The 26648-nt window shown below is 59.5% G+C and carries 29 protein-coding genes; 17 read left to right on the plus strand and 12 right to left on the minus strand.

All coding sequences use genetic code 11. The features are described from left to right. Positions 1-89: 89 nt before the first annotated feature. The 4 genes from ACSQ13_RS10650 to arsC are packed head-to-tail and all read left to right on the plus strand — an operon-like array spanning position 90 to position 2246. On the plus strand, positions 90-434 hold the full coding sequence (locus ACSQ13_RS10650; RefSeq protein ID WP_295509199.1) for a DUF952 domain-containing protein: 345 nt from the start codon (positions 90-92) through the stop codon (positions 432-434). Next, positions 431-862: a DUF1330 domain-containing protein gene (locus ACSQ13_RS10655; RefSeq protein WP_176250458.1), complete on the plus strand. Its 432-nt coding sequence runs from the start codon at positions 431-433 to the stop codon at positions 860-862. Before ACSQ13_RS10650 ends, ACSQ13_RS10655 begins: the two co-directional genes overlap by 4 nt. Beyond that, a complete protein-coding gene (locus ACSQ13_RS10660) occupies positions 859-1902 on the plus strand; it encodes a quinone-dependent dihydroorotate dehydrogenase (protein WP_295509203.1) in 1044 nt (347 codons plus the stop codon). Before ACSQ13_RS10655 ends, ACSQ13_RS10660 begins: the two co-directional genes overlap by 4 nt. Beyond that, positions 1899-2246 (plus strand): arsenate reductase (glutaredoxin), encoded by a 348-nt coding sequence (gene arsC, locus ACSQ13_RS10665; RefSeq protein WP_295509205.1) that lies wholly within the window; start codon positions 1899-1901, stop codon positions 2244-2246. Before ACSQ13_RS10660 ends, arsC begins: the two co-directional genes overlap by 4 nt. A gap of 48 nt (positions 2247-2294) precedes the next feature. On the opposite strand, the gene ACSQ13_RS10670 is transcribed toward arsC, so the two are convergent. Genes ACSQ13_RS10670 through ACSQ13_RS10680 form a run of 3 tightly spaced genes read right to left on the minus strand, consistent with a single transcriptional unit; the run spans position 2295 to position 4583 of the window. Then, positions 2295-3659 (minus strand): MATE family efflux transporter, encoded by a 1365-nt coding sequence (locus ACSQ13_RS10670; protein ID WP_295509206.1) that lies wholly within the window; start codon positions 3657-3659, stop codon positions 2295-2297. Further along, positions 3652-4164, minus strand: coding sequence for a PaaI family thioesterase (locus tag ACSQ13_RS10675; RefSeq protein ID WP_176250462.1), 513 nt, complete (start codon positions 4162-4164; stop codon positions 3652-3654). Before ACSQ13_RS10675 ends, ACSQ13_RS10670 begins: the two co-directional genes overlap by 8 nt. Beyond that, the gene (locus tag ACSQ13_RS10680) at positions 4161-4583 is read right to left on the minus strand and encodes a PaaI family thioesterase (protein WP_176250463.1); all 423 of its coding nucleotides are present in this window, start codon (positions 4581-4583) and stop codon (positions 4161-4163) included. Before ACSQ13_RS10680 ends, ACSQ13_RS10675 begins: the two co-directional genes overlap by 4 nt. Before the next feature lie 118 nt (positions 4584-4701). Between ACSQ13_RS10680 and ACSQ13_RS10685 the strand changes: the two genes are divergently transcribed. The 9 genes from ACSQ13_RS10685 to ACSQ13_RS10725 all read left to right on the plus strand — a co-directional run bounded on the left by ACSQ13_RS10685 (position 4702) and on the right by ACSQ13_RS10725 (position 12749). Then, the gene (locus tag ACSQ13_RS10685) at positions 4702-5076 is read left to right on the plus strand and encodes a MerR family transcriptional regulator (RefSeq protein WP_176250464.1); all 375 of its coding nucleotides are present in this window, start codon (positions 4702-4704) and stop codon (positions 5074-5076) included. Between the two features lie 291 nt (positions 5077-5367). After that, entirely contained in the window at positions 5368-5769 is a 402-nt protein-coding gene (locus tag ACSQ13_RS10690) for a MerR family transcriptional regulator (protein WP_176250465.1), read from the plus strand. Positions 5770-5818: 49 nt separating this feature from the next. After that, positions 5819-7600 carry an acyl-CoA dehydrogenase C-terminal domain-containing protein gene (locus tag ACSQ13_RS10695; protein ID WP_176250466.1) on the plus strand — a complete coding sequence of 594 codons (1782 nt, stop codon included), beginning with the start codon at positions 5819-5821 and terminating at the stop codon, positions 7598-7600. Between the two features lie 50 nt (positions 7601-7650). Continuing rightward, a complete protein-coding gene (locus tag ACSQ13_RS10700; protein WP_176250467.1) occupies positions 7651-7863 on the plus strand; it encodes a hypothetical protein in 213 nt (70 codons plus the stop codon). 294 nt (positions 7864-8157) lie between these two features. Then, the gene (locus ACSQ13_RS10705; RefSeq protein WP_176250468.1) at positions 8158-8796 is read left to right on the plus strand and encodes a glutathione S-transferase family protein; all 639 of its coding nucleotides are present in this window, start codon (positions 8158-8160) and stop codon (positions 8794-8796) included. A gap of 18 nt (positions 8797-8814) precedes the next feature. Continuing rightward, the gene (locus ACSQ13_RS10710; protein ID WP_176250469.1) at positions 8815-9009 is read left to right on the plus strand and encodes a hypothetical protein; all 195 of its coding nucleotides are present in this window, start codon (positions 8815-8817) and stop codon (positions 9007-9009) included. A gap of 2 nt (positions 9010-9011) precedes the next feature. Then, positions 9012-10223 carry an acetyl-CoA C-acetyltransferase gene (locus tag ACSQ13_RS10715; protein WP_176250470.1) on the plus strand — a complete coding sequence of 404 codons (1212 nt, stop codon included), beginning with the start codon at positions 9012-9014 and terminating at the stop codon, positions 10221-10223. Then, on the plus strand, positions 10223-10522 hold the full coding sequence (locus tag ACSQ13_RS10720) for an acetyl-CoA acetyltransferase (protein WP_176250471.1): 300 nt from the start codon (positions 10223-10225) through the stop codon (positions 10520-10522). Before ACSQ13_RS10715 ends, ACSQ13_RS10720 begins: the two co-directional genes overlap by 1 nt. Positions 10523-10547: 25 nt before the next feature. After that, positions 10548-12749, plus strand: coding sequence for a 3-hydroxyacyl-CoA dehydrogenase NAD-binding domain-containing protein (locus ACSQ13_RS10725; RefSeq protein WP_295509214.1), 2202 nt, complete (start codon positions 10548-10550; stop codon positions 12747-12749). Between the two features lie 225 nt (positions 12750-12974). Here ACSQ13_RS10725 and ACSQ13_RS10730 read toward each other — a convergent pair whose 3' ends face one another. Together ACSQ13_RS10730 and ACSQ13_RS10735 are read right to left on the minus strand one after the other, a co-directional pair. Continuing rightward, the gene (locus ACSQ13_RS10730) at positions 12975-13616 is read right to left on the minus strand and encodes a Hint domain-containing protein (RefSeq protein ID WP_176250473.1); all 642 of its coding nucleotides are present in this window, start codon (positions 13614-13616) and stop codon (positions 12975-12977) included. A 237-nt stretch (positions 13617-13853) separates the two neighbouring features. Then, positions 13854-14510 (minus strand): sulfotransferase family 2 domain-containing protein, encoded by a 657-nt coding sequence (locus tag ACSQ13_RS10735; RefSeq protein ID WP_295509216.1) that lies wholly within the window; start codon positions 14508-14510, stop codon positions 13854-13856. Positions 14511-14692: 182 nt separating this feature from the next. Here ACSQ13_RS10735 and ACSQ13_RS10740 point away from each other — a divergent pair, with 182 nt between their 5' ends. Beyond that, positions 14693-16315 (plus strand): AMP-binding protein, encoded by a 1623-nt coding sequence (locus ACSQ13_RS10740; RefSeq protein ID WP_176250475.1) that lies wholly within the window; start codon positions 14693-14695, stop codon positions 16313-16315. Between the two features lie 60 nt (positions 16316-16375). On the opposite strand, the gene ACSQ13_RS10745 is transcribed toward ACSQ13_RS10740, so the two are convergent. Next, positions 16376-16840: a GNAT family N-acetyltransferase gene (locus ACSQ13_RS10745; protein WP_295509220.1), complete on the minus strand. Its 465-nt coding sequence runs from the start codon at positions 16838-16840 to the stop codon at positions 16376-16378. A 110-nt stretch (positions 16841-16950) separates the two neighbouring features. On the opposite strand from ACSQ13_RS10745, the gene ACSQ13_RS10750 reads away from it, so the two are divergent. Next, positions 16951-17964, plus strand: a complete 1014-nt coding sequence (locus ACSQ13_RS10750) for a hypothetical protein (RefSeq protein ID WP_176250477.1) — start codon at positions 16951-16953, stop codon at positions 17962-17964. 9 nt (positions 17965-17973) lie between these two features. After that, positions 17974-18696 (plus strand): SGNH/GDSL hydrolase family protein, encoded by a 723-nt coding sequence (locus ACSQ13_RS10755; RefSeq protein WP_295509223.1) that lies wholly within the window; start codon positions 17974-17976, stop codon positions 18694-18696. 3 nt (positions 18697-18699) lie between these two features. Here ACSQ13_RS10755 and ACSQ13_RS10760 read toward each other — a convergent pair whose 3' ends face one another. The 5 genes from ACSQ13_RS10760 to ACSQ13_RS10780 form a co-directional block, all read right to left on the minus strand. Continuing rightward, positions 18700-19998 (minus strand): SPOR domain-containing protein, encoded by a 1299-nt coding sequence (locus tag ACSQ13_RS10760; RefSeq protein WP_295509226.1) that lies wholly within the window; start codon positions 19996-19998, stop codon positions 18700-18702. 92 nt (positions 19999-20090) lie between these two features. Beyond that, on the minus strand, positions 20091-20732 hold the full coding sequence (upp, locus tag ACSQ13_RS10765) for a uracil phosphoribosyltransferase (protein ID WP_255200206.1): 642 nt from the start codon (positions 20730-20732) through the stop codon (positions 20091-20093). 146 nt (positions 20733-20878) lie between these two features. Further along, entirely contained in the window at positions 20879-22072 is a 1194-nt protein-coding gene (locus ACSQ13_RS10770) for a phosphopentomutase (RefSeq protein WP_295509230.1), read from the minus strand. Further along, the gene (locus tag ACSQ13_RS10775) at positions 22072-23376 is read right to left on the minus strand and encodes a thymidine phosphorylase (protein ID WP_176250482.1); all 1305 of its coding nucleotides are present in this window, start codon (positions 23374-23376) and stop codon (positions 22072-22074) included. Before ACSQ13_RS10775 ends, ACSQ13_RS10770 begins: the two co-directional genes overlap by 1 nt. Before the next feature lie 3 nt (positions 23377-23379). Then, positions 23380-23775 (minus strand): cytidine deaminase, encoded by a 396-nt coding sequence (locus ACSQ13_RS10780; protein ID WP_176250483.1) that lies wholly within the window; start codon positions 23773-23775, stop codon positions 23380-23382. 229 nt (positions 23776-24004) lie between these two features. Here ACSQ13_RS10780 and ACSQ13_RS10785 point away from each other — a divergent pair, with 229 nt between their 5' ends. Beyond that, positions 24005-26278, plus strand: a complete 2274-nt coding sequence (locus ACSQ13_RS10785) for an NADP-dependent malic enzyme (RefSeq protein ID WP_176250484.1) — start codon at positions 24005-24007, stop codon at positions 26276-26278. Positions 26279-26365: 87 nt separating this feature from the next. Here the strand turns inward: ACSQ13_RS10785 and ACSQ13_RS10790 are convergent, their stop codons facing one another. Further along, positions 26366-26494, minus strand: a complete 129-nt coding sequence (locus ACSQ13_RS10790) for a malic enzyme (protein ID WP_176250485.1) — start codon at positions 26492-26494, stop codon at positions 26366-26368. Positions 26495-26648 lie beyond the last annotated feature (154 nt).

Genomic DNA, 26648 nt, shown 5'->3' on the forward strand with positions numbered 1-26648 from the left:
TTTCCCCCTGCCGCAGGGTCACATGCCAAAACGCCCGCGCGGTTGCACAGGTCTTGACCGTTTGCCGCCGCCAAGGCATCACGGCATCCATGTTGATATACAAAATATTTCGCGCCGACGAATGGCAAGCGTTGCGCAACGCGGGGACAACCCGAGGTGCGCCCATTGATGTGGCCGATGGCTATGTCCATTTTTCAACCGCGACCCAAGCTGCCGAAACCGCCGCGAAACATTTCGCCGGCGAAACCGGTTTGTTTCTGCTTGCCGTCGAAACCGACAGGCTGGGCGATGACATCAAATGGGAAGTCTCGCGCGGCGGTGCCGAATTTCCACATCTTTACCGCGATCTCAAGCTGGACGACGTCACCTGGGCCCAACCTTTGCCGCTTGAAAACGGGGCGCATCAATTCCCCGCCGGGTTTGAAAACGAATGACCCAGTACGTCGATCCGGACCGCGCGCAGTTTGACGCCTTCAAGGGGTTGGACCGCGATACGCCTTTGCACATGCTCAACCTTGTGCGGCTGCGCGATGTTGCGGCCTATCCCGCCGGTCACGCGCTTGCGTCAGCCGGGTTGACCGGTGCCGCGGCCTATAAGAATTACGGCGTCGAAAGCGGACCGGTGCTGGCCGATGTTGGCGGCTCCATCGCGTGGCGCGGGCAGTTCGAGACGACATTGATCGGCCCCGCCCATGAGGCATGGGATATCATGTTCATCGCCCACTACCCCAATGCCCATGCGTTTTTGCAGATGATATCTGACCCCCGCTACAAGCTGGCGGTTGTGCACCGTCAGGCTGCTGTCACCACATCGCGGCTGATCCGCACCGGCACCCTGCCCCTAACGGATGAATTTGCATGAAACGTTTCGCTGAACAAATCGGCCTGCGCGCCTTGCGCAAAATCGACCCCGAGGCAGCGCATGGGCTGGCCATCGCGGCCTTGCGGATGGGGCTGGCACCAATGCCGGGCCCTGTGACCTCGCCGCGTCTGAAGACCACCTTGGCGGGGCTGGACCTGCCCAACCCCGTTGGCCTTGCCGCCGGATTTGACAAAAACGCAACGGCAATCGCGCCGCTGTCCAAGGCCGGTTTCGGCTTTATCGAGGTCGGTGCCGCCACGCCCCTGCCCCAACCCGGCAATGACAAACCCCGCCTGTTTCGCTTGACCGAAGACCGCGCCGCGATCAACCGTTTCGGCTTTAACAACGAAGGCATGGACGCGATTTGCGCAAGGCTGCGTGACCGTGCGCCCGGCATTCCGGTTGGTCTGAACCTTGGGGCCAATAAAACCAGCACAGACCGCGCCGCCGATTTCGCGCGCGTGATGGAGGCGGCCCGCGATCACGTGGATTTCGCCACGGTCAATGTATCTTCGCCCAACACCGAAAAACTGCGCGATTTGCAGGGCAAGGCGGCGTTGGCAGCGCTTTTGGCCGGTGTGATGGATGTGCGCGGGTCAACCCCCGTGTTCCTGAAAATCGCCCCCGACCTGACCGAAGCCGAAATTACCGATGTGGCAGATGTGGCCAATCAAGCGGGCGTGGCGGCGATCATCGCGACCAACACCACGTTGGATCGTGCGGGCCTGCACAGCCGGCACCGCGATGAAATGGGCGGCCTGTCGGGCGCTCCCCTGTTTGAGAAATCAACCCGCGTGCTGGCGCGGCTGTCCACCCTGACCGATATCCCGCTGGTGGGTGTCGGCGGCATCGGTTCGGCCCAGGATGCCTATGCCAAGATTTGCGCCGGGGCGTCGGCGGTTCAACTGTACACGGCGCTGGTCTATGGCGGGCTGTCGCTTGCGGGCGATATCGCGCGGGGGCTGGATCAACTGCTGGCACGCGACGGCTTTGCATCCGTGGCCGATGCGGTGGGCACCAAACGCGAGGACTGGCTGTGATCACGATCTGGCACAATCCGCGCTGTTCGAAATCACGCCAGACCTTGGCCCTGATCGAAGCCTCTGGTGCAGAGGTATCCATTCGGCGCTATCTTGAGAACCCGCCCACCCTGGCAGAGCTTGAAGCGGCACAGGCCGCGCTTGGCCTGCGCCCGATCGAGATGATGCGCAGCAGCGAGGGCCGCTTCAAGGAACTTGGGCTGAGCAAGGACAGCGATGAGACGACATTGATGCAGGCGATGGCGGCAAACCCGATCCTGATCGAACGCCCCATGGTGTTTAGAGGCGACCGAGCGATCATCGGGCGTCCACCAGAAGCGGTACACAGTTTGCTGGCGGGGTGAGCCGGAATTTTCCAAAATTCCGAACCGTTTTCTTTGAAAGAAAACGGGCTAGCCCGCGGCCCGCTCGAGCGCCGGATAGCGCAGGCCAAGGGTAATGCCGCGGGCGATAAAGCTGACCAGCAGCGAAATCCACAAACCATGATTGCCAAGCATCGGGACCAAAACCCACGCGCAGGCGCAATAGATTACAAAAGACACCGCCATCATGTTGCGCATGTCCCGCGACCGCGTTGCCCCGATAAAAATACCGTCCAGCATCCATGACGCGCATCCGATCAGCGGGGCGGCGATCATATAGGGCAGGAACACCCGCGCCTCTTCGCGCACCAACGGGGCCGTTGTCATCAGGTCGATAATCGCACCACCGCCCAATGCAAAACCGATGGTCATCAGCGCACAGGCCAGCAACCCCCATCCGCTGGTCAGCAGCGCCCCGCGCCGCAGGATATCGCGTTGCTTGCCGCCCATCGCCCGCCCGACCAGCGCCTCGGCGGCAAAGGCAAAGCCGTCCAGCGCATAGGCCGTGATCATCAGGAATTGCAGCAACACCTGATTGGCCGCCAGTTTGACATCGCCAAGCCCTGATCCAAGAAACAGAAACGAGACAAAGATCGCCTGCAGCAGCAGGGACCGGATCAGGATATCCCCGTTCACCTTCATCATATTGACCCAGCGTGGGCCATCAAACACCTGTGGCCAGTCGCGCCATGCCGGCACCCCAAAGGCCGCGCGGCAGAACCACAGCCCCAAGGCGGCCCCCGTCCATTCCGCCAGAAACGTCGCAAAGGCCACGCCTTCGACGCCCCATCCCAGCCCCAGCACGAACCACAGATCCAGCAGGATGTTCAGCCCGTTCATCCACACCTGAATGACCAGCACGGCGCGGGTGCGTTCCTGTGCGATCAGCCAGCCGGTGATCGCATAAATCGCAATCGCGGCGGGGGCCGACCAGACGCGGATTTGCATATAGGACCGCGCCAGCCCTTCAACTTCGGCGCTGGCGGGTGACACCTGAAAGGCCCCCCAGAACAGCGGAATTTGCAGCAGCACGATAACCAGCCCCGCCAACCCGCCGATCAGCAGACCGCGTGTCAGCAGTGCTGCCACCTCGGCGTCGTCGCCGTTGCCGGCGGCTTGCGCGGTCAGACCAACCGTGCCCATCCGCAAGAAACCGAAAATCCAGTAGACCGCCGACAGGATGATCGCGCCGATGCCAACAGCCCCGATCGGGGCGGCAAGGCCCATCTGCCCCACTACGCCGGTATCCACGGCCCCCAGGATCGGGACCGTTGCGTTGGAAATCACAATCGGGATGGCAATGTTCAGGACGCGGCGGTGGGTCACCACCTCGCGGGCGGACAGCCGGCCTTGGGCCACTGCACGCACTTCGCCCTGCGGGATCGGGTCAGTCACGGCTTTGCGGCATCAGGAAATGCCCGGTGGCCTGCGCAAACAGCTTGGCGCGGTTGTCTTGCCACGCCTCGACATGCACCGAGGCATAGCGCCGCCCCGAACGGTTGATCGTGGCCCGTGCATAGGCATCGCGGGGCAGGCCCGAACGCAGGTAATCGACCGTAAAATCAATCGTCTTGGGCAAGCGGGGCATGTGTTCGCCATCCATCTTTTCCACGTCCAGCACGCCCGATTCCATATCTTCCCACAGAGAGGTCCAGCTCAGGGTAATAATCGACGTCACCTCAAGAAAAGACGCGGTGACCCCACCATGGATTGCCTTGATAAGCGGATTGCCGATCAATTTCTCGGAAAACGGCAGGATCGCCGTCAGTTCGTCGCCGCGGCGTTCGAATTCGATCCCCAGAAACTTGATATAGGGCACGCCGCCGACCAATGCGTTCAGCGCACCGTCGCGCCGTTTCTTGATGACCTGAACGGCCTCCGGCTTCTGGCGACCGCTCATCTTTTACCCTCCACTACAAAACTGCCTGTGGCTGTGGCCACCGGGCTGCCGTCTTCTTCGTCCCGGGCGGTGGCGCGCACAAATGCGACCGACCGCGTGACGTGATAACATTCCGCCCGCGCCGTAATGGTCTGGCCCGGTTTGGCAGCCCGCAAATATTCAATGCGCAGGTCGATCGTGGCGGTGCCACCGGGGTTGCTGGGGTGGCTCATCACGGCCGCACCGCAACATGTGTCCATCAAGGCCGACACCGCGCCACCATGGATCACACCGGTGCGCGGGTCGCCCACAAGTTTGGAATCATACGGCATCGAGATAACCGCAACACCACCATCCAGATCCTCCAGCGACATGTTCAGTGCCTCGCTGAACGGCAAAGCCGAGATGAACTGGCGCGCGATCCGCAGTTTGTCTGACATTTGTCAGCCCCTTTTCATAAACCTTCCCCACATATCAACCATCCACGTCGCCAAGAGCAACCCCGCCTGTTGCGCTTGGACAATCTTGCGCTTAGTTTCCCGATCTGAGGAGATAGCGATGCCCGATAAACGCCTGAGCTTTAAGGAAATGTGCGCCGAGTTTGATGTAACACCGCGCACCTTGCGGTATTACGAATATATCGAATTGTTGAATCCAGAGCGCAATGGCCGCTCCCGCAGCTATGGGGCCCGCGAAATCGCGCGCATGAAATTGATCATGCGGGGGCGCAAGTTCGGCTATTCCCTCGAAGGGATCCGCCAGTGGTTGCTGATCTATGAAAAAGAGGGCACCGAAGCGCAAATGCGTGCCTGGGTCATCAGCGCGGATCGCCAGTTGCTGGAACTGGCGGAACAGCGTGCCCAGTTGAACGATGCGATGGACGAGCTTCAACGCCTGCGCGACGATACGGCTGATGCATTGAAAAACATGTAATCGACAAGGCCGCCTGCCAGTCGATGGATGCCACGGCAACAGTGCCTGCGGCATCTAAAACCCGTGCCCAAGGCGCCTGATCCCTGCCCCATGAACAGCGCCATTCCGCCGTTTTTCCGCATGCGGTTCCCCGTTTTCACGTCTTACACACAAGTTTACCTAGATTTACCGTACGTAAAGCTAAAAGTGACGTGACGTCTCACTACGTCAACACAATCATCTGTTGTAAAGCGGCGCGAAAGCCCCCAACTCGATCTCAAATACCTTCTGATGCAAGAGTGGACCCAAGAGATGAACACCACCACAATGACCATCCGCGAGATGTGCGACACATTTGATGTGACCCCGCGGACCCTGCGCTTTTACGAAGCAAAAGAACTGCTGTTCCCGGAACGTCAGGGCCAGAAACGCCTGTTCACCAAGCGCGACCGCGCGCGGTTGAAACTGATCATCCGCGGGAAACGCTTTGGCTTCAGTCTCGAAGAAATCCGCCAGTTGCTGGACCTGTATCACATGGGCGACCAGCAACAGACACAGCTTGCTCGTACCTATGAAATCGCCCGCGACCGCCTTGCCGATCTGGAAGCGCAACGCGAGGAAATGGACCAGGCGATCGACGATTTGCGCAACCAGCTGAAATGGGGGGAAAAGATGATCGCCTCCATGAACAACCCGCGCAAAGCAGCAGAATAAACACATTTTTCAACAGATACGCGACCATCCGCCCAAGGGAGACTTCACCATGCCGAGCTACACAGCCCCCATCAAAGACATGCAATTCGTTCTGCACAATGTGCTGAATGTGACCGGGTCCACCATCCCCGGCTATGACGAACTCGAGCCCGATTTCACCTCCGCCATTCTCGAGGAAGCAGGCAAGCTGACCTCCGAAGTTCTGGCCCCGCTGAACGCTGTTGGCGACAAGGAAGGCTGCCGTCTGGAAAATGGCGTTATCTATACGCCAACCGGTTTCAAGGACGCCTTCGGCAAGGTCAAAGAAGGCGGCTGGCCCGGCCTGGACATGCCCGAACAATATGGCGGCCAGAACATGCCCTATGTCATCGGCACCGCCGTGGGCGAGATGTTCTCGGCCTCCAACCAGGCGTTCACAATGTATCAGGGCCTGACCCACGGTGCTGCCTCTGCGATTTTGGCCCACGGGTCGGATGCACAAAAAGACACCTACCTGCCCAACATGGTCTCTTGCGAATGGACCGGCACCATGAACCTGACCGAACCCCATTGCGGTACCGATCTGGGCCTGATGCGCACCAAAGCGGCCCCGCAAGCAGACGGCAGCTATAAGATCACCGGTCAGAAAATCTTTATCTCGTCGGGCGACCACGACATGGCCGACAACATCATCCACCTTGTTCTGGCCAAAATCGAAGGCGGCCCCGAAGGCATCAAAGGTGTGTCGCTGTTCATCGTGCCCAAGGTCATGGTCAACGAAGACGGCTCCCTTGGCGCGCGCAACAGCCTCTCGGTCGGCTCCATCGAAGAGAAAATGGGCATCCACGGCAACTCCACCTGCGTGATGAACTATGACGGTGCCGTTGGCTATCTGCTGGGCGACGCACATAAAGGCATGCGCGCCATGTTCACCATGATGAACGAAGCCCGCGTTGGCGTTGGCATGCAGGGTCTGGCCCAAGCCGATGTGGCCTATCAAAACGCGCTGATCTACGCCAAGGACCGCCTGCAAGGGCGCGCCGTGACAGGTACCGAAAACCCCAATGGCCCGGCCGATCCGCTGATCGTACACCCCGATATCCGCCGCAGCCTGATGGACCAGAAATCCTTTATCGAAGGCGCGCGCGCATTCATCCTTTGGGGCGCAAACCTGATCGACGCCGCGCACCGCTCAAATGACAAAGACGCCGACGGCCTTGTGTCGCTGATGACGCCCGTGATCAAAGGCTTCCTGACCGATGTGGGCTATGACATGACCGTCAAGGCACAACAGGTTTACGGCGGCCACGGCTATATCGAAGAATGGGGCATGTCCCAGTTCACCCGCGATGCCCGCATTGCGATGATCTATGAAGGGGCCAACGGCGTGCAAGCGCTTGACCTCGTGGGGCGCAAACTGGCGCAAGACGGCGGCAAACACGTGATGGCGTTCTTTGACCTGCTCAAGACCTTCATCAAGGAAAACGCCGGCCAGGATGCCGAATTCGACGCCACCTACCTCGAGCCCCTCAAGGCCGCCAGCAAGGATCTGCAAGCGGCGGGCATGTATTTCATGCAAAACGGCATGAAAAACCCCAACAACGCCCTGGCTGGGTCGACCGACTTCATGCACATGTTCGGCCATGTTTGCCTGGGCTATATGTGGGCGAAAATGGGTCTGGCCGCAAAGAAAGCAATTGCAGAAGGCACAGGCGATACGGCATTCTACGAGACCAAACTGGCGACCGGACGCTATTACATGGCACGTCAATTGCCCGCCACCGCGCTGCACCTGACCCGCATCCAGACCGGCGCGGATACGGTGATGGCGCTGGACGCCGCAAACTTCTAAGCTGGCAGAGGTGGGGAGCCCCCCACCTCACGCTTCTCGAAAGGTTTCCGATGCCCAAACGCTTCCGCCTCACCCGCCGCTTCCCCGTTGCCATGACCGAAGACGGCTACAGACGGCTCAAGAAATTTTCAGCCGAGGCTGGTTTGGACGAAGGGGAAGCGCTGTCTTTTCTATTCGAAAACTTCAACAGCGTGATGAACGAAGAAAACCTGACAGCGCGCCTGCGGCTTTTCAATGCCGAAATCGATGATCGCAAAAAATAACCGGGTAAGGATGAAAGCGGCCCTTCGGGGAGAGTTTATTTGGCAAAATGAAACGGGCGGCAAGGCCCTGCCTCCCCCTTGGCCAAACCACGAAAGAGACAGGGTTTCACTTTGCACGCCGCTCAGCTCTCCAGCCTGCTGCGCATCAGTTTGATAAAAGAGAGACACTAACAAGACCTTAAAAATGAAACATTTTGATTTCATTTTGCCAGATAAACTCCACGGGGGTGTGGGGGTGTGAAACCCCCACGTCGACGAGAGAAAAAGAATAGTGACCTTAGGGAGGTTCATCACATGACCATCAAATTGCATTGCTTCGGCGAAAGCGGAAACGCCTATAAAGCAGCCCTCGCGCTGGAATTATCGGGCCTTGCCTGGGAGCCCGTCAAAGTAGACTTCTTTGGCGGCGAAACGCGCACAGCGGATTTTCGCAGCACCACAAACGTGATGGGCGAGGCCCCGGTCATGATCGACGGCGATGTTACGCTGACGCAATCCGGCGTGATCCAGGATTACATATCTGAAAAATCCGGCAAGTTCGGCGGCAAGGATTCAACGGAACGTCGCGAGATTTTGCGGTGGGTTTTGTGGGACAACCACAAGCTCAGCTCCAACGCCGGGATGACGCGATTTTTGATGAATTTTCTGCCCGAGGACAAGCAGCCAAAGGAAGTCATCGGCTTTATGCAGGGGCGTCTTGCGGCGGCTTATGCGGTGTTGAATGATCACCTGAACGGCCGCGACTGGATCGTGGGCGACGGGATCACCAACGCCGATCTGAGCTGTTGCGGCTATCTGTATTACCCCGAGCCCTTCGGTTTTAACCGCAAGGACTGGCCCCATATCGATGCGTGGCTCACGCGTCTGAGCGAAACACCGGGCTGGAAAGCCCCCTATGACCTGATGCCCGGCAGCCCAGCTGACCGTATTTGACTGTAAGGGAGCGGCACAATGTGGAAGCTGATCATTTTCGTTGTCACAGGCATGCCCACATCCGAGCTTCATGGCGTGGAAGACTTGATCTTCTTTCAGAAAGCAGAATGCGAGGCAGCAGCGTTGGAAATAGCAGCGCTCGCCCCGGAACCACAACTCAGCATCCGAACCGCCTGTATTAAAGGTTTGTTCTACACTTCGAACGGAGACTAAGCATGACCGAAGCATATATCTACGATGCCTTGCGCACCCCGCGCGGCAAGGGCCGCAAAGACGGCGCGCTGCACGAATTGACATCGTTGCGCCTGTCCGCGCTCACGCTGAACGCGCTCAAGGAACGCAACAACCTTGAGGGCCACGCGGTCGAGGATGTGATCTGGGGCAACGTGACTCAGGTTATGGAACAGGGCGGCTGCCTTGCGCGCTCTGCCGTGTTGGCGTCCGATCTGGATGAACGCATTCCGGGTCTTGCGATCAACCGTTTCTGTGCCTCGGGGATGGAGGCCGTCAATCTGGCCGCCAACCAGGTCAAAGGCGGTGCGGGCATGGCCTATATCGCGGGTGGTGTCGAGATGATGGGCCGCGTGCCCATGGGCAGCGATGGGGCCGCGATTGCCGTAGATCCGACACTGGCGATGGAAAAATACTTTGTTCCGCAGGGTATTTCGGCGGATATCATTGCCACCGAATACGGTTTTACCCGTGAAGAGGCCGACCAGCTGGCCGTCAAATCCCAGCAGCGCGCGAAAATGGCTTGGGACGAGGGCCGCTTTGCCAAATCCGTCATCGACATCAAGGACCAGAACGGTTTGTCGATCCTGAGCCATGACGAATACATGCGCCCCCAGACCGACATGCAATCGCTTGGGTCACTGAACCCGGCGTTCCAGCAGATGGGCGAAGTCATGCCCGGTTTCGACAAGGTCGCGTTGATGAAGTACCCGCATCTTGAGAAAATCAACCACATCCACCACGCGGGCAATTCATCCGGTATCGTCGACGGTGCGGCGGCTGTGCTGATTGGCAACAAGGAATTCGGCGAGAAATACGGCCTGAAACCCCGCGCCCGTATCCGTGCCACAGCCAAGATCGGCACCGATCCGACGATCATGCTGACCGGCCCTGTGCCCGTGACCGAGAAAATTCTGGCCGACAACGGCATGAAGATCGGCGACATCGACCTGTTCGAAGTCAACGAAGCTTTTGCCGCCGTGGTCATGCGTTTCATGCAGGCGTTTGATGTCGACGACAGCAAGGTCAACGTCAACGGCGGGTCCATCGCGATGGGTCACCCTTTGGGTGCGACAGGTGCCATGATCATCGGCACGTTGCTGGACGAGCTTGAGCGCTCCGACAAGGAAGTCGGCATGGCCACGCTTTGCATTGCATCCGGCATGGGTGCCGCCACAATAATCGAGCGTGTATAATGAGCGATCAACCACATCCCTTTCTTGCCATCGCCGAACTGGCCCCGAAAAAGGGCTTGAAGGATCTGAAGGTCAAAGTCGAACGGGGCGGTGCATATGTGCGCTTGTACCAAGATGAGCCGCCATTGTTCTTCAAGCACCGCAATGATCCAAGCGACAGTTTCGACCGCGAGAGTTTCAATAACTTCAAGCGGATCCTGCTGAGCGAGGAAGATTGCCAGGATGGCCCGAAAGCCACGATCGAATTGATCCGGTCGCTGCTTGAGAAATTCGCTGATTACACACCTCAGCGCTCCTAACACACTCCAATTCAGGGAGAGATAAATGACCGATTTCACAATGAAGACAGACGCCGACGGCGTCGCCATCATCACCTGGGACGTCCCCGGTAAATCCATGAACGTCATGTCGATTGAAGGGTTGTCCGAACTGGACGCCATCATCGACACCGTTTTGTCCGACGACAGCATCAAGGGTGCGGTGATCACATCCGGTAAGGACGGGTCGTTCGCGGGCGGGATGGACCTGAACCTGCTGGCCAAAATGCGCGAAGATGCGGGTGACGATCCTGCCAAGGGTCTGTTCGAGGGCACGATGCAAATGCACGCCCTGCTGCGCAAGATCGAACGCGCGGGCATGGATGCCAAGACCAACAAGGGCGGCAAGCCGATTGCCGCTGCCCTGCCCGGCACGGCGGCTGGTATCGGGCTGGAACTGCCACTGGCCACGCACCGCATTTTCGTTGCCGACAACCCCAAGGCGCGTATCGGCCTGCCCGAAATTCTGGTCGGGATTTTCCCCGGCGCTGGCGGTACGACCCGTCTGATGCGCAAGCTGGGCGCGATGGGGGCGTCGCCGTTCCTGCTTGAGGGCAAGATGGTTGCCCCGGCGGCCGCGAAATCTGCGGGCCTGATTGACGAGGTTGTCGCCGATCCGGTCGCTGCCGCGAAAGACTGGGTACTAAACGCCAAGGATGCGGATATTTTGAAGCCTTGGGATGCCAAAGGGTACAAGATGCCCGGCGGCACGCCTTACCACCCTGCCGGTTTCATGACCTTTGTCGGGGCCAATGCGATGGTCAACGGCAAGACCCAAGGGGCCTTCCCTGCCGCCAAGGCCTTGCTAAGTGCCGTGTATGAAGGGGCCTTGGTGCCGTTTGATACAGCCCTCAAGATCGAGGCGCGCTGGTTCACCAACATCCTGATGAACCCGTCGTCGTCTGCCATGATCCAGTCACTGTTCCTGAACAAGGAAGCGCTGGAAAAAGGTGCCGTGCGTCCCGAAGGCGTGCCAGACCAGCGCGTCAAAAAGCTGGGCGTTCTGGGCGCGGGCATGATGGGCGCGGGCATCACGCTGGTGTCGGTTCAGGCCGGTATCGAAGTCGTGCTGATCGACCAGACGCAAGAAGCTGCGGATAAGGGCAAAGCCTATTCCGCGACCTTCTTTGACAAGGGCATTGCACGTCGCAAATCCACCGAAGAGAAAAAGCAGGCCGCGTTGAACCTGATCACCGCGACCACCGATCTGGACGCGCTGAAAGACTGCGATCTGATCATCGAAGCGGTGTTCGAAGACCCCGCCGTCAAGGCCGAGATGACCAAGAAGGTCGAAGCGGTGATCCCTGCGGATTGCATCTTTGCCTCCAACACCTCGACCCTGCCGATCACGGGCTTGGCCAAGGCATCGTCGCGCCCCGATCAGTTCATCGGCATCCACTTCTTTTCGCCCGTCGAAAAAATGCTGTTGGTCGAGATCATCAAGGGCAAGGAAACCGGCGACCGTGCGGTTGCGAAATCGCTGGATTACGTGCGCCAGATCCGCAAGACGCCGATCGTGGTCAACGACGCGCGGTTCTTCTATGCCAACCGCTGCATCATCCCCTATGCCAACGAAGGCGCGCGGATGATCACCGAAGGCGTGGCCCCGCAACTGGTCGATCACGCCGCACAATTGCTGGGTTTCCCCGTTGGGCCTGTGCAACTGACCGACGAAACATCCATTGATCTGGGGGCCAAGATCGCCCGCGCGACCAAGGCCGCGATGGGCAATGCCTATCCTGCGTCGCAAGCGGACGATCTGATTTTCTGGATGGAGGATCTGGGTCGTCTGGGCCGCAAGGCCAATGCCGGTTTCTTTGACTATGACGAAAAAGGCAAACGTCTGGGCTATTGGAAGGGGATGCACGACAAGTTCCCGCTGGCCGAAACCCAGCCCGACCTGCGCGATGTGCAGGACCGTCTGATGTTCTCGCAGGTGCTTGAAGCTGTGCGTGCATTGGAAGAAGGCGTGCTGGAAGACATCCGCGAAGGCGATGTGGGCGCGATCCTGGGGTGGGGCTTTGCGCCTTGGTCCGGTGGCCCGTTCAGCTGGCTTGATATCATCGGCGCACCCTATGCCGCTGAACGCTGCGACCAGCTGCAAGCAAAGTTCGGCGATCGTTTCGAATGCCCTGCCCTGTTGCGTGAAATGGCCGACAAGGGACAGACGTTCTATGGCCGCTTCGGGCCGGATGCCAAAGCCGCCTGATCAGGCGTCACATCTTGCACACGCAAACGGCCAGCAGGAAACTGCTGGCCGATTTCTGTTTGACCCGTTGAATGACATGCCGGACCTGCACAGGTCGCTTTGGCGGCAGCGGGTTCTTCAAACGCAAAAAAAGGGGCTGCACCGGGCAGTCCCTTTTTCATTCCGGCCGTCGAAATCTTTCGCGTTCTGTCATGTTCCGATAGACGCGGGATTACAGGCGCGGGATCACAGCCCGTGTTGCATCTGCGGAAAGCCGTGGTCGCCCCGGTCTTCCAGTTCCATCACGAAACATTCAACCAGACGCGAGGCCTCTGTTTGGCTCAACACTTCGTAGGTTGACTGGCTGCCATCCAAAAGACGGTCCAAGGTCGTGGTATAGGACAGGCACAAGATCAACGCGCCACCCTCGGCATAGATCACCTGATCCTCGGCAAAGGATATCGCGATCAGTTCGATCCGGGTGTTTGGCGGCGCGCGGTAGATACCGCGTTCCCCGACCAGCGCATGGGCGTTAACCAGTGCAAACGGATCGCCATGGATATCAGCGGCAGCTTCGCATTCCAGCATCACGCCCTGATCTGGCAAAAGCGTCAGTTTCTCTTTGTTACCCAACGCGTTGGGCGGGATCAGAACAGGCCACAACGCCTTTTCCGTTTCCATCGCATCGAGGCAGATTGTGACGCGGCGGATATCTGTGATTGGCTGCAAGCCGTTGTCAAAGGTCAGGACCATATCGCCCTTGGCCAGCGATTCAACGCCACGCCAGCCCATCGCCGATGCAACCCTTGTGCCTGCAACCAATCCATGTGTCGCGACCTCAAGGCCGCCATTATACGCACCTGACATTTCAGAGGTGCGGTAGTTCATTCGTGGGTCTTTGATCTTCCAACCAAACATTGCTTTCCATCCCCATGGCGCGATGCCTTTATTTTCGGCATATATTTATATGAATGCATATGGCGCGTCAGCCATGTCGAGAGATGGCCAACAAAGGGGCCATTTAGGGGCATTGATGCTCATTTCGCAGCAGTGCCGACCTTGGTGCCGGATTAAGCCTCGGATGGCGGGCAATCAGGCAACTTGTGGTTAGGAACTTTGCGGTTTTTATGACGCGCGACCGAATCCGTACCCGAACCGTGAAATATCGTCCGAACAGATTCGCGCGACGATCTGCGCAAGGTCGTCGGTGTAATATTCCTCATAGGATGCGGCACGATCAGATGCGTTTTCCACGGGCAGTTCCACCCGGAATCCCAGATGGTCAAACAGCGGTTCAGCGTCTTGGGCGAAACGCTCAAGGCGGATAAAAAGATTGGCCCGATCTACCCCCGCACCGTCTTGCAGATAGCTGCCATAAGGCGCGTTCGTCAGGCTGTCTTGCAACGCAGGTGTTTCAAGGAAATCCGCGAAACCGGTTTGCTGTGCCAGCCGGACCATCGGATGATCAAAGGACTGGTCGCGCAGCCAATGATAATAGCTGACCACCCGGTCCCAGGGGTTCCGCACCAGCGCGAAACAGAACATTTGGGCAATCTCGTCGCGGGTCACCACCCCTTCGATATCGGCCAGGGTCGAATGTTTCCAAAGCCGCCCAGCTGCCGGGACGTTTTTCATGCGTTTGCGGCGTTTAACTGCCTTGGGCGTGTCGCCCAGCATGATGTCGTCCTTCATCGCCCGCGCTTCAAGCGCCAGCGCCATTGAGGTGCCTCCGGTCTTGGGGATGTGCACAAAGATATAGTTGCGACCACGGCTGATGATCATTGCCCGACCTCGCTTGCGCTTGCCCGAACGCACCCGGTCAATAGGGTCAGGGCTGGTCTGCGATCTTGCAACGGGGTCAGGGGCACATATTCTTCCTTTGGATGGCAGAGTTTCCACCTTTTAACTTTACGCTACTGGCGCAATACTCAAGCAGAAAAGTTTCGCAATCGGGAGGGTGCGCCATGGGTTGGATGACAAACGAAGACGGGCTCGACAAATGCCGCGCCAATTATGTGCCGCTTAGCCCGCTGTCGCACTTGCAACGCGCGTCGCATGTTTTCCCTGATGTCTTGGCGGTGTCATATGGGGCGCACCGTGTGAGCTATGCCCAATATCACGCACGCTGCACCCGTTTGGCATCTGCGCTGGCAGGCATGGGCGTGGCACCGGGTCAGGTCGTATCGACGCTCTTGCCCAACATCCCCGCCCAAGCCGAAGCGCATTTTGGCGTGCCCGCCTGTGGTGCCGTTTTGAACACCATCAACACGCGGCTGGATGTCGATACCGTCGCCTATATCCTGGACCACGGCGAAGCCAAGGTCGCACTGGTCGACACCCAGTTCATGGATCTGGCCGAAGCGGCCTGCGCCACGCTCGACACGCCCCCCACCCTGATCGAGGTTCCCGATGAAAGCGCCGGTTTCCCAGCGACCGGGCGGCACATGACCTATGATGAACTGCTTGCCAAAGGCGATCCGGCCTTTGAATGGGTCTTGCCGCAGGATGAATGGGAAAGCCTTGCGCTGAACTATACTTCGGGCACCACCGGCCGGCCCAAGGGCGTGGTCTATCACCACCGTGGCGCATATCTGATGACCATGGGCACGGTGGTCAGCTGGCGCATGGTCATGCGTCCGGTGTTTATGCAGATCGTGCCGCTGTTTCATTGCAACGGCTGGAACCATTCGTGGATGATGCCCCTGCTGGGCGGCACCTTGGTGTGCTGCCGCGATATCACGGCCAGTGCCATTTACAACGCCATCGCTGACGAAGGCGTCACCCATTTCGGCGGCGCGCCGATTGTGTTGAACATGATGGTCAATGCATCCGACGCCGAACGCCGCGCCTTTGACCATCAGGTCGAGGTCTTCACCGCAGGCGCGCCCCCCGCCCCTGCAACCCTGTCCAAGATCGAAGCCTTGGGCTTTAACGTGACGCAGGTTTATGGCCTGACCGAAACCTATGGCCATGTAACCGAATGTTTGTGGACCCCGGAATGGGACGCGCTTCAAGGCGCTGATCGTGCCGCCATGAAGGCCCGTCAGGGTGTCGCCATGCCGATGATGGAGGACATCACCGTGCTGGACACCGACATGCGCCAGGTCACCAAAGACGGGGCCACCCAAGGCGAGATCATGATCCGTGGCAATTCGGTGATGAAGGGGTATTACAAGAACCCGCAAGCCACCAAGGAAGCATTCGCAGGCGGCTATTTCCATTCGGGCGATTTGGCGGTCCAGCATTCAAACGGCTATATGCAGATCGCCGACCGCGCCAAAGACATCATCATCTCGGGCGGTGAAAACATCTCGTCGGTCGAGGTCGAAGGCGTGCTGATGGGCCATCCGGATGTGAACCTTGCCGCCGTTGTCGCCAAACCCGATGAAAAATGGGGCGAAGTCCCGTGCGCCTTTGTCGAACTCAAGCCCGGCGTGACGGGGGACGAGGCCGCGATGATCGCCTTTGCCCGCGAAACACTGGCAGGGTTCAAAGCCCCCAAAAAGATCGTTTTCCAAGACCTGCCAAAGACATCGACGGGCAAAATCCAGAAATTTGAACTCAGGAAACTGGCAGCGACCCTTTAGGGGCGTTTGCCCCCTTCCCATCGCAACATCAGGCCCCGACAGCGCGGTCAGACGGCGCTCTCAGCCCAAGCGCTTTTCGTAGCGCCAGACCTCGACCATCATCGGGCCTTCTTCGGTCTCGACCTCATAGGGGATCGTGCCCGCTTGCTCCCAGCCGCATTTCTCGTAAAAGCGGGCTGCGCGGTCATTGCCGACGGAACAGGCCAGCCATTTCAACCCGTGGCCCAACGATGCTTCGGCTTTGTTCAACAGTTCAGTTGCAAGACCGGTCCCCTGAAATTCTTTGGCGACGTAGAACTGGTATATCTCGTCCCGGTCGATCAAAAAGAACCCCGCCATCTTTCCATCCACCCAAGCCACCTGCGTGTGCTTCATATGCGCCTTCGCGCGGGTCGAAAACTCCTGGGATGTGCGCAGCGCGGCAAGGGCCGCAGGTGCAATCGCAGCGTGTCCTTGAATCCATCCTTCGTGCCACAGCGCTGCAATTTCGGGAATATCGGCAGCGATAGCGGGTTTTACGTCCATAAAGTGAAATCTCCTGCGGGTTTGCACCATGCTGCCCCGAGCCGCCCCATTGCTCAAGTCTTAACAGATGCTAAAGTACCGCGAAACAACTAGGCAGTATATCCCAGCTCATGACGGCCCTATCGAAATACGCGCGGATCGAAGCGACGGGCCTTTGGCGTGCCAAGCCCGAGGATCAACGCCGCGAGGTGATCGTGTCCATCGGGGATGCGACGCTGGTGATTTCCGATATGAAGGATCAGGCCATCGCGCATTGGTCGCTGGCAGCGGTTGCGCGTGCCAATCCGGGCACCCGCCCCGCCGTGTTCCATCCCGACGGCGACCCGTCGGAAACGCTCGAGATCGCCGAAACCGAAGACACGATGATTGATGCCATCGAAACCCTGCGCCGCGCCGTAGAACGCAACCGCCCCCGCCCCGGCCGTTTGCGCCTGATCGGCGTGTTGGGGTCGCTTCTTGCAGTGATCGCGCTGGCGCTGTTCTGGCTGCCGGGTGCCATGCAGGATCACACGCTCAAAGTGGTCCCCATGGTTAAACGCGCCTCGATCGGGGCGGCGTTGCTGCGCCAGATCGAACGGGTATCCGGCAACACCTGTACCAACCCGCGCGGCCGTGCCGCCCTGACCAAGCTTGGCACGCGGCTGTCTGCCGGCCCGCTTGCGGTGCTGCCCGCCATGACCCGCGACAGCATCCACCTGCCCGGCGGGTTGATCGTGCTGAACAAAACCGTCTTCGAGGATTATGAATCCCCCGATGTCGCCGCCGGCTTCATCCTGTCAGAGGTGGTCAAACGGGCGCAAAGCGACCCCCTGCGCGACATGCTGGCCGATGTGGGCATCCGCGAGAACTTCCGTTTGCTGACCACCGGCGAAGTGTCGGATGCCGCGCTCGAAAGCTATGCCGAGAACCTGATGGCCGCCCGACCCACCCCCGCACCGGTCGAGGCCTTGCTGGCCCGCTTTGGCGCGGAAAAACTGCACAGCACCCCCTATGCCGAAGCCCTTGATATCACGGGGGAAACCACATTGGCGCTGATCGAAGGCGACCCGATGGCAGGTAAGGACACGGCCCCGCTGATCAATGACGCCGACTGGCTGCGGTTGCAAAACATCTGCGGCGGGTAATCGCCGCTGATGCTGGATTTCACCCTGCGCCTTGCCCTGTCGCCCGTCCTTTTGACCCAAGCCATCGGGGTGCGTGCCCGCGCCTTACAACTGCCCGAGGCCGCAGGCCCCCGCGAAGGGACCATCGGGTCCGGCCCTGAACTGTCGCTGCTTATCCTGGGCGACTCATCTGCGGCGGGTGTCGGTGTCGACCATCAGGATCAGGCGTTGGCAGGGCAACTGGCCGCGCAGCTGTCGCAGGATTTCACCGTGAAATGGCGGCTTGTTGCAAAGACCGGTGCCACGACCGCCAGCACGCTGAAGGCCCTAAAGGATCAGGCCCATGCGCCGGTCGATGTTGTGGTCACGGCCTTGGGCGTAAATGACGTGACCCATGCTGTCCCTTTTGGCCGTTGGCAAAGCCAGCAGCAGGTGTTGCGCAAGCGGATCGACCAGCTGTTTGCGCCGCGGCTTTTGTATATGTCCGGCGTACCGCCTTTGGGTCTGTTTCCCGTCCTGCCACAGCCCTTGCGCTGGACATTGGGCCGGCAAGCCGCGCGGTTTGATCAGGCCTTGGCCAAATCCTTGCACGGCGAAACCCATCGCCACCATATCCCCTTTGATCTGCCCTTGGACCCTGCGCAGATGGCAATCGACGGCTTTCACCCCGGCCCGCAGATTTATGCGCAATGGGCAAAAGAAATGGCCAGCCGGATCATCACCGACTGGCCAGATATGTCACACCATCGCTAGGGTTTAGCGGATATAGGCATCCCGGTATCCGACGCCGCGCAATTTGCCCAGCGCATGGGGCGCAGACGACGTTGGAAACGGGCCCGCCTGAACGGACAGATATGTCTTGCCGCCGCGGGTCGATTTGCCGATCCGCGCGCCCATGCCCATGCGGGCGATACGCTGTGCGGTCTGCTGTGCATTGGCCGCATTCAGGAATGTCCCGACCTGCACATAGGTGTTGCCCCCGTTCTGGACCTGCGCGCGTTTCTCAGGTGCCGCTGCAACCGGCTTGGCGGCGGAACGGCTGGAATAGGTCGGCTCACGCAGAACCGGCGCACCACCGGGTTTACGCACGATCCGCTTGACCAGTTGCCCGTTGCGCGCAAGCAAGGTGACCTCGCCCATTTCGCGGCGCTGTTGATCAATCGACGTATAAGGATAGATCAACGGCATTTTAGCCGTCACATCCTGACCTGTGGTCTGATTGATCAGACGACGCGGGACGGTGTTGGTCCAGATCAACAGCATCTGGGTCCGGCCAGCCAGGTTCTGTTCGGCCCGTTTGGGGTTCAGCCGGTCATCTTCCCAGACGGATTTGTACCCGTTGGGAACCTGCACGTTATTATATGTATTGATGCGGTTGATTGCGACATGCTTGGGCACAATGCGGGTTGTCGGGGAAACAGCGACCGTCCCTGCCGCCGACGGGTATTGCACGGCACCGCCACGCGTTGTGGTGGCTTGCGCGCCCACGATGCGGTGGGCTTGTGGTCCGCAGCGTACAGGCAGACCCGATCCCCCCGAATAGCGCTGGCTCAGCGCCGATCGTCCGGGGCAGTTGCCACCGGAAAGGGGCGCTGCGGCAGGGACCGTTGCCACGATTGCAGGTGCCACGGCCACAGGGCGCGGGGCCGTTTGCCGCACAACCTGAGGTGCGACCGGCTGGACCCGCCGTGTCTGGGGGACAGGGCGCGGCTGCACAGCCGCAACGCGACGTGTTGATTGTGTGGACGCGTTATCCAGCGTTATCTGAACAGGTGCCGGCCCTTGCGATGCAGGGGATGCCGCCGCAGTGCCGACATTGGTGGGTATGAAGCCGCAGACGCCATCGCGCTTGCGCGACACCCGCGGCACCCATGTGACGTTGCCGTCAATGCCTGCACGGATGAACACACACCCGCTGCTGTCGACGTATTGCTTGCCCTTATAAGACGCGGGCGGGTATTCTTTGGGCTGGTCCCGGAAGGACTGGGCCTGCAAGGCACCGATGCCCACAGACCCCAAGATAACAGCAATCGCGACAATTCTTGTAAACTTCATCTGCGCCCCCAGCACGAAATATCGCTCAAACAATGCGTCATCACCCGTTCAGAGTAAAGCGCCCCTGACACATTCCCGCCACTTTTCAGCCATTATTTTGTCCCATACATCCGGTCGCCCGCATCGCCCAACCCGGGCACGATATATCCCGATTCGTTCAGCTTTTCGTCCACCGCCGCAGTGACGATCGGCACATCAGGATGGGCTTCTTGCATGCGCTTGATCCCTTCGGGTGCCGCCAGCAGGCACAAGAACCTGATATTATTCGCGCCGGTCTCTTTCAGCATGTCGATGGCCGCGACCGAAGAATTGCCGGTTGCCAGCATCGGATCCACAACAATCACCAAACGGTCATCCAATCCTTCGGGCACTTTAAAATAGTATTTGACCGGCTTGAGCGTCTTTTCATCACGGTACAGGCCCACAAAGCCGACCCGCGCCGACGGGATCAACTCAAGCACGCCGTCCAACAGCCCGTTGCCCGCCCGAAGGATCGATATCAAGGCAAGCTTCTTTCCAGCCAGGGTCGGAGCCTCCATCGACTGCATCGGTGTCTCGACACTCTTTGTGGTCATCGGCATGCCACGGGTCACCTCATAGGCCAACAACTGGCTGATTTCGCGCAACAACTGCCGGAACACCGCCGTGGGGGTTTCCTTGTCGCGCATGATGGTCAGCTTGTGCTGTACCAACGGGTGATCAACGACCGTAAGGTTTTCAGATGTATAGGACATAGCGGCACTCTCCATTTTGCTTGATCCGAGTCTTGCCTTGAAACGCCATGCCCCGCAACCACGCCACAGCAATCCCGTTTCATTTTGCAAAATAAACTCCGGGGGAATCGTGGCTTGCCACGATGGGGGCTGGCCCCCATTCACCGCTAGCCCGGAACAGCCACCCCCAGATGATGCGCCACCAAAGCGGCCACATCTGTAAAACCGATCAATCCCAAGCTGCCTTTGCCCAGACCATCGACCAACACCGGAACCCGCTCGCGGGTGTGGTCGGTCCCGATCCATGTCGGATCATTCCCGTGGTCCGCCGTCAGCACCAGAATGTCGCCATCGCGCAGCATTGATCTGATCTTGCCGATCTCGCCATCAAACCATTCCAGCGCGCGCGCATAGCCAGACACATCCCGCCTGTGGCCAAACAGGCTGTCAAACTCGACGAAATTCGCAAATATCAGGCTGCCGTCTTCCGCGTCTTCCACCAGATCAGCCAGATGCCGCATCAAGCTCTCGTCAGACCCTTTGCGCACTTCGTCAAACCCCGACATCGAAAAAATATCGCCGATCTTGCCCACCGCATAGACACGCCGGCCTGCGTCCTGCACCCAGTTGCTCAGCACCGGTTTGGGCAATTCAATCGCGAAATCACGGCGGTTTCCGGTGCGCACAAACCCGGTTTCCGCATCCCCGACAAAGGGCCGTGCAATGACGCGACCCACCTTCATCTCATGGGCAATCGGCGCGATCTTGGCACAAAGCGCCATCAACCGGTCCAGCCCGAAATGCACCTCATGCGCCGCGATCTGCAACACGCTGTCTGCTGATGTATAACAAATCGGAAAGCCGGTTTTGATATGCGCGGACCCGAATTGCTCGATGATGGCCGTGCCGGGCGCATGGCAATTACCCAAGATCCCGTCAACACCGGCAAACTCCGCCAATTGCGCGACCAACTGCGGCGGAAAGGAATTCGTCACATTTTTAAAGTAATGCCATTCCCAAGGCACCACCAGCCCGGCCAGTTCCCAATGGCCCGACGGCGTGTCCTTGCCGCGCGACACCTCGGTGGCCGCCCCCCAGGTTCCGCGCACCTCCCCCGACAGGCTGTCCGCCCGCAACCCGCTGGCAAGCGCGGTCGCAGCCCCCAGTCCCATCTCCACCAGATTGGGCAGGCGCAACGGCCCCGAACGCCCCTCTTCGGCCCGCCCCTCGGCGCAGGCCTGCGCGATATGCCCGATGGTATTCGATCCGGTGTCGGGCACGGCCCCGTTGAAAAACCCGTCGGCGTCAGGTGCCCCCCCGATGCCGGTTGAATCCATAACAACCAAAAACGCCCGCGCCATCAGCCCACCCGCTCCAGAATAAGGTCCGGTACTTTTGCGGGTTTCGGCGAAATCGTGATCGCAGCGCGCACCGCCTGCGCCGCCTTTTCCGCATCGCCTGTGCGCACCGCATGAATAACCGCCAAGGGACCGCCCTTTGAGACCTTGGCCCCAAGCCGCACAACATCCGACAACCCCACCGAGGTGTTGATCCCGTCCGTCTCCAGCACACGCCCGCCGCCAAGGGCGACAACCGCCATGCCCAAAGCCTCGCCATCAATGGCCGTGATATATCCGGTCTCGGCTGCGGGCACTTCGCCAATAATTGTCGCTTCCGGCAAAAACCGGTTCCAGTTCTCAATGAATCCTACTGGCCCACCCATCGCAGCAATCATCATCCCAAACCGCTCTGCCGCGCGTCCGCTGCGGATGGCTTTGACAATGGCATCGGCCCCTGTCTGCACATCACCGGCCAACCCCGCATTGGCCAGCAACACCCCGCCCAAAGCGGCGCAAACCGAAACAACCGGCCCCTTTGTCTGCCCCGTCAGCACCCGCATGACCTCGGCCACCTCCAAGGCATTGCCAAGGCTGGGCACCAAAGGCTGGCTCATGTCGCTGATGATCGCCGTCGTCCGGCAGCCGCTGGCATTGGCCGTCTTGGTCAAGGCCGTGGCCAATGCCTGCGCCTGCTCAAGGTCCTTCATAAAGGCACCACTGCCGACCTTGACGTCCAGCACCAGCCCTTGCAGCCCAGCAGCCAGCTTTTTCGACAGGATCGAGGCGGTGATCAAATCCATGCTATCCACGGTCGATGAAACGTCACGCACCGCATAAAGCCGCTTGTCCGCGGGCGCGATGTCCCCCGTGGCCCCAACAATGGCACATCCGACCTTGCCGACAATACGCCGCAACTGCGCCTCGTCCATTTGCGTTGATACGCCCGGGATCGCCTCCATCTTGTCCAAGGTGCCCCCCGTATGGCCCAGACCGCGCCCGGAAATCATCGGAACATAGGCCCCGCAGGCCGCCAAAGCAGGGGCAAGGATCAGGCTGACGCAATCGCCCACCCCGCCGGTGGAATGCTTGTCCAGAACCGGCCCGGGCAAATCCCATGACAAAACCTGACCGCTGTCGCGCATCGCAAGGGTCAGCGCCACCCGGCCCACATCGCTCAGACCGACCAGACACACCCCCATGGCAAACGCACCGGCCTGCGCGTCGCTCACGCGCCCGTCGGCCAGCGCTTGCGCAAACCAGACCAGCTCGTCGCGGTTGGGCGACTGCCGGTGCCGTAGCTTGGCCAGAATGGTACGTGCGTTCACAGGTCAGGTTTCCATATGGGCACGGTCAAACGCCCCCGGCAAAAGCTCGGTCAAAGTCATGGCGTCTTCCACACCTGAAAGGGTCCCCATGGTGACGCGCACATCCCCCTTGCCGAATTCCGCAAGCTTCTGCCGACACCCCCCACAAGGGCTGACCGGTATCGGACTTCCTGCAATCACATAGGCTTCGGTAAATTCCGTCTCGCCCGCGGCAACCATAGCGGCAATGGCACCGGCCTCGGCACAGGTCCCTTCGGGATAGGCAACGTTTTCGACATTGCAGCCGACATAAATCGCGCCCGACACCCCGCGCAGCGCCGCACCGACCTGAAAATTCGAATAGGGTGCATAGGCATTGGCCTGAACTGCACTGGCTTTTTCTCGTAAATCTTGTGTCATGGGGCCTCCGTTCACGAAACTATAAAAAGCTTTACTCAAAGTTGCGATGGCAAAAGAATAAAAAACCTTTGCCTTCATTTTGCCAGAAAAACTCCGGGGGATGTGCGGCTTGCCGCGCAGGGGGCTGGCCCCCAACCCGGCTGGCCTTTCGACGTTACGTCAAATGTGATGTTGGCGCGGCTGGAAATTTAGTTTAACGCTAAACCATTCGCCAAAAGGACACCAAATTATGACCGATGCGCCCAACCTGCGCCAAGCCGCGCTTGATTATCATGCCTTTCCGAAACCCGGAAAGCTGGAAATTCGTGCGACAAAACCTTTGGCCAACGGTCGCGATCTGGCCCGCGCCTACTCCCCCGGCGTCGCCGAAGCCTGCCTCGAGATCAAATCCGATCCCTCCACGGCAGCGCTCTACACCACCCGCGCCAATCTGGTGGGCGTGGTCACCAATGGCACGGCCGTTTTGGGGCTGGGCAATATCGGTGCGCTGGCCTCCAAACCGGTGATGGAGGGCAAGGCCGTCCTGTTCAAGAAATTCGCCAATATCGACTGCTTTGATATCGAATTGAACGAAAACGATCCTGAAAAGCTGGCTGATCTCGTCTGCGCAATGGAACCGACCTTTGGCGCGATCAACCTTGAGGACATCAAGGCCCCCGACTGTTTTACTGTCGAAAGAATTTGCCGCGAGCGGATGAACATCCCCGTCTTCCATGACGACCAGCACGGCACCGCCATTGTTGTGGGTGCCGCCGTCAAGAACGCGCTTTTCGTGGCGAAAAAGAACTTCGAAGACATCAAGATCGTCTCGACCGGTGGCGGGGCGGCGGGCATTGCCTGTCTGAACATGCTGCTGAAACTGGGCGTCAAACGCGAAAACGTCTGGCTGTGCGATATTCACGGTCTGGTTTACGAAGGCCGCGAGGTCGACATGAACCCGATCAAGACCGAATATGCGCAAAAATCCGATCTGCGTAATCTCGAAGATGTGATTGACGGTGCCGATCTGTTCCTAGGTCTGTCCGGCCCCGGTGTCCTGACCCCTGAAATGGTTCAGAAAATGACCCCCCGACCGATTGTTTTTGCCCTCGCGAACCCGACGCCTGAAATCATGCCCGACCTTGTGCGTTCCGTGGCACCCGATGCGATCATTGCAACGGGCCGGTCGGATTTCCCCAATCAGGTCAATAACGTGCTGTGCTTCCCCTTCATCTTTCGCGGGGCGTTGGATGTCGGTGCGACCACCATCAACGACGAGATGAAGATCGCCTGTATCGACGGTATCGCGGCCCTGGCCCGCGCCACCACATCCGCCGAAGCCGCCGCCGCCTATCAGGGCGAACAGCTGACATTCGGCGCGGATTACCTGATCCCGAAACCGTTCGACCCGCGCCTGATCGGTGTCGTGTCTTCGGCTGTGGCCAAGGCCGCGATGGAAACCGGCGTGGCGACGCGCCCGATCGAGGATATGGACGCTTATCGTCGCAAGCTGGACAGTTCGGTGTTCAAATCCGCCCTGCTGATGCGCCCCGTGTTCGAGGCCGCCCGCGCCGCCCCGCGCCGTATTGTCTTTGCCGAAGGCGAGGACGAGCGCGTGTTGCGTGCCGCCCAAGCGATGGTCGAGGAAACCAGCGAACGCCCGATCCTGATCGGCCGTCCCGAGGTGATCGAGCGGCGCATTGAAAAGGCCGGTCTGACCATCAAGCTTGGCGAAACCGTTGATCTGGTGAACCCTGAAAACGACCCGCGCTATCGCGATTACTGGGAAACCTATCACAACCTGATGGCCCGTCGCGGTGTGTCGCCGGACATCGCCCGCGCGATCATGCGCACCAACACCACCGCAATCGGTGCCGTGATGGTCTACCGCGAGGAAGCGGACAGTCTGATCTGTGGTACCTTCGGCGAATTCCGCTGGCACCTGAACTATATCGATCAGGTGTTGGGCCGCGATGGCAGACGCCCGCATGGTGCTTTGTCCTTGATGATCCTCGAAGACGGGCCATTGTTTATCGCCGACACGCAGGTGCATCTGCATCCGACCCCCGAACAAATCGCCGAAATCGCCATTGGTGCGGCCCGTCACGTCCGCCGTTTCGGGATCGAGCCGAAAATCGCCTTCTGTTCCCAAAGCCAGTTCGGCAACCAGGGCGAAGGCAGCGGCAAACGTCTGCGCGCCGCGATCCGCATGCTGGACGAGGGCAACCATGATTTCTGCTATGAGGGCGAGATGAACATCGACACCGCGCTTGATGCAGAACTGCGCAACCGTCTGCTGCCCTCCAACCGGATGGAAGGGGCGGCGAACGTGCTGGTCTTTGCCCATGCCGATGCGGCGTCCGGCGTGCGTAACATTCTGAAAATAAAGGGCGGCGGTCTTGAAGTCGGACCGATCCTGATGGGGATGGGCAACCGCGCCCATATCGTATCGTCGTCGATCACCGCACGCGGCTTGCTGAACGTGGGCGCGATTGCCGGCACCCCTGTCACCACATACGGCTAAGCCTGAAACAACAAACGCCGCCCTTTTTCGGGGCGGCGTACCTATCATCACTTTATCCGCACGGCGGTGCGGATTTGCAAAGCAGCATTACCGCGCGGATTTACCGCCCTTGGCTGCGAAAACCGGCTTGATATCAGCCGTTGCACTCATTGGCTGCTTTGCTGGCCGCGCGTCTGCTTTGGCCTTTTTCTTCTTGTTGGCGATCTTGTCACCCATTGTCCTAAACCTTTGATTAAAGACGAGGGGCCAGTGGAATACGGCCCCTGTTTCTGACTCTAGCCAAACGCTGGAACGGTGCTGGCAGATATTCGACAAAGACGTCCATTTTCGACATCACCGCTCGAAGAATTTTGTAAATACATTCAACCCC

The sequence above is a fragment of the Sulfitobacter sp. SH22 genome (assembly GCF_965641905.1).
GTDB lineage: Bacteria > Pseudomonadota > Alphaproteobacteria > Rhodobacterales > Rhodobacteraceae > Sulfitobacter.

Excerpts from the sequence above, each read along its gene's own strand:
- ACSQ13_RS10650 (WP_295509199.1), top strand. The coding sequence starts at position 90 with ATGTTGATATACAAAATATTTCGCGCCGACGAATGGCAAGCGTTGCGC.
- ACSQ13_RS10655 (WP_176250458.1), top strand. The coding sequence starts at position 431 with ATGACCCAGTACGTCGATCCGGACCGCGCGCAGTTTGACGCCTTCAAG.
- ACSQ13_RS10660 (WP_295509203.1), top strand. The coding sequence starts at position 859 with ATGAAACGTTTCGCTGAACAAATCGGCCTGCGCGCCTTGCGCAAAATC.
- ACSQ13_RS10675 (WP_176250462.1), bottom strand. The coding sequence starts at position 4,164 with ATGAGCGGTCGCCAGAAGCCGGAGGCCGTTCAGGTCATCAAGAAACGG.
- ACSQ13_RS10680 (WP_176250463.1), bottom strand. The coding sequence starts at position 4,583 with ATGTCAGACAAACTGCGGATCGCGCGCCAGTTCATCTCGGCTTTGCCG.
- ACSQ13_RS10685 (WP_176250464.1), top strand. The coding sequence starts at position 4,702 with ATGCCCGATAAACGCCTGAGCTTTAAGGAAATGTGCGCCGAGTTTGAT.
- ACSQ13_RS10690 (WP_176250465.1), top strand. The coding sequence starts at position 5,368 with ATGAACACCACCACAATGACCATCCGCGAGATGTGCGACACATTTGAT.
- ACSQ13_RS10695 (WP_176250466.1), top strand. The coding sequence starts at position 5,819 with ATGCCGAGCTACACAGCCCCCATCAAAGACATGCAATTCGTTCTGCAC.
- ACSQ13_RS10700 (WP_176250467.1), top strand. The coding sequence starts at position 7,651 with ATGCCCAAACGCTTCCGCCTCACCCGCCGCTTCCCCGTTGCCATGACC.
- ACSQ13_RS10705 (WP_176250468.1), top strand. The coding sequence starts at position 8,158 with ATGACCATCAAATTGCATTGCTTCGGCGAAAGCGGAAACGCCTATAAA.
- ACSQ13_RS10710 (WP_176250469.1), top strand. The coding sequence starts at position 8,815 with ATGTGGAAGCTGATCATTTTCGTTGTCACAGGCATGCCCACATCCGAG.
- ACSQ13_RS10715 (WP_176250470.1), top strand. The coding sequence starts at position 9,012 with ATGACCGAAGCATATATCTACGATGCCTTGCGCACCCCGCGCGGCAAG.
- ACSQ13_RS10720 (WP_176250471.1), top strand. The coding sequence starts at position 10,223 with ATGAGCGATCAACCACATCCCTTTCTTGCCATCGCCGAACTGGCCCCG.
- ACSQ13_RS10725 (WP_295509214.1), top strand. The coding sequence starts at position 10,548 with ATGACCGATTTCACAATGAAGACAGACGCCGACGGCGTCGCCATCATC.
- ACSQ13_RS10730 (WP_176250473.1), bottom strand. The coding sequence starts at position 13,616 with ATGAACTACCGCACCTCTGAAATGTCAGGTGCGTATAATGGCGGCCTT.
- ACSQ13_RS10735 (WP_295509216.1), bottom strand. The coding sequence starts at position 14,510 with ATGATCATCAGCCGTGGTCGCAACTATATCTTTGTGCACATCCCCAAG.
- ACSQ13_RS10740 (WP_176250475.1), top strand. The coding sequence starts at position 14,693 with ATGGGTTGGATGACAAACGAAGACGGGCTCGACAAATGCCGCGCCAAT.
- ACSQ13_RS10745 (WP_295509220.1), bottom strand. The coding sequence starts at position 16,840 with ATGGACGTAAAACCCGCTATCGCTGCCGATATTCCCGAAATTGCAGCG.
- ACSQ13_RS10750 (WP_176250477.1), top strand. The coding sequence starts at position 16,951 with ATGACGGCCCTATCGAAATACGCGCGGATCGAAGCGACGGGCCTTTGG.
- ACSQ13_RS10755 (WP_295509223.1), top strand. The coding sequence starts at position 17,974 with ATGCTGGATTTCACCCTGCGCCTTGCCCTGTCGCCCGTCCTTTTGACC.
- ACSQ13_RS10760 (WP_295509226.1), bottom strand. The coding sequence starts at position 19,998 with ATGAAGTTTACAAGAATTGTCGCGATTGCTGTTATCTTGGGGTCTGTG.
- upp (WP_255200206.1), bottom strand. The coding sequence starts at position 20,732 with ATGTCCTATACATCTGAAAACCTTACGGTCGTTGATCACCCGTTGGTA.
- ACSQ13_RS10770 (WP_295509230.1), bottom strand. The coding sequence starts at position 22,072 with ATGGCGCGGGCGTTTTTGGTTGTTATGGATTCAACCGGCATCGGGGGG.
- ACSQ13_RS10780 (WP_176250483.1), bottom strand. The coding sequence starts at position 23,775 with ATGACACAAGATTTACGAGAAAAAGCCAGTGCAGTTCAGGCCAATGCC.
- ACSQ13_RS10785 (WP_176250484.1), top strand. The coding sequence starts at position 24,005 with ATGACCGATGCGCCCAACCTGCGCCAAGCCGCGCTTGATTATCATGCC.
- ACSQ13_RS10790 (WP_176250485.1), bottom strand. The coding sequence starts at position 26,494 with ATGGGTGACAAGATCGCCAACAAGAAGAAAAAGGCCAAAGCAGACGCG.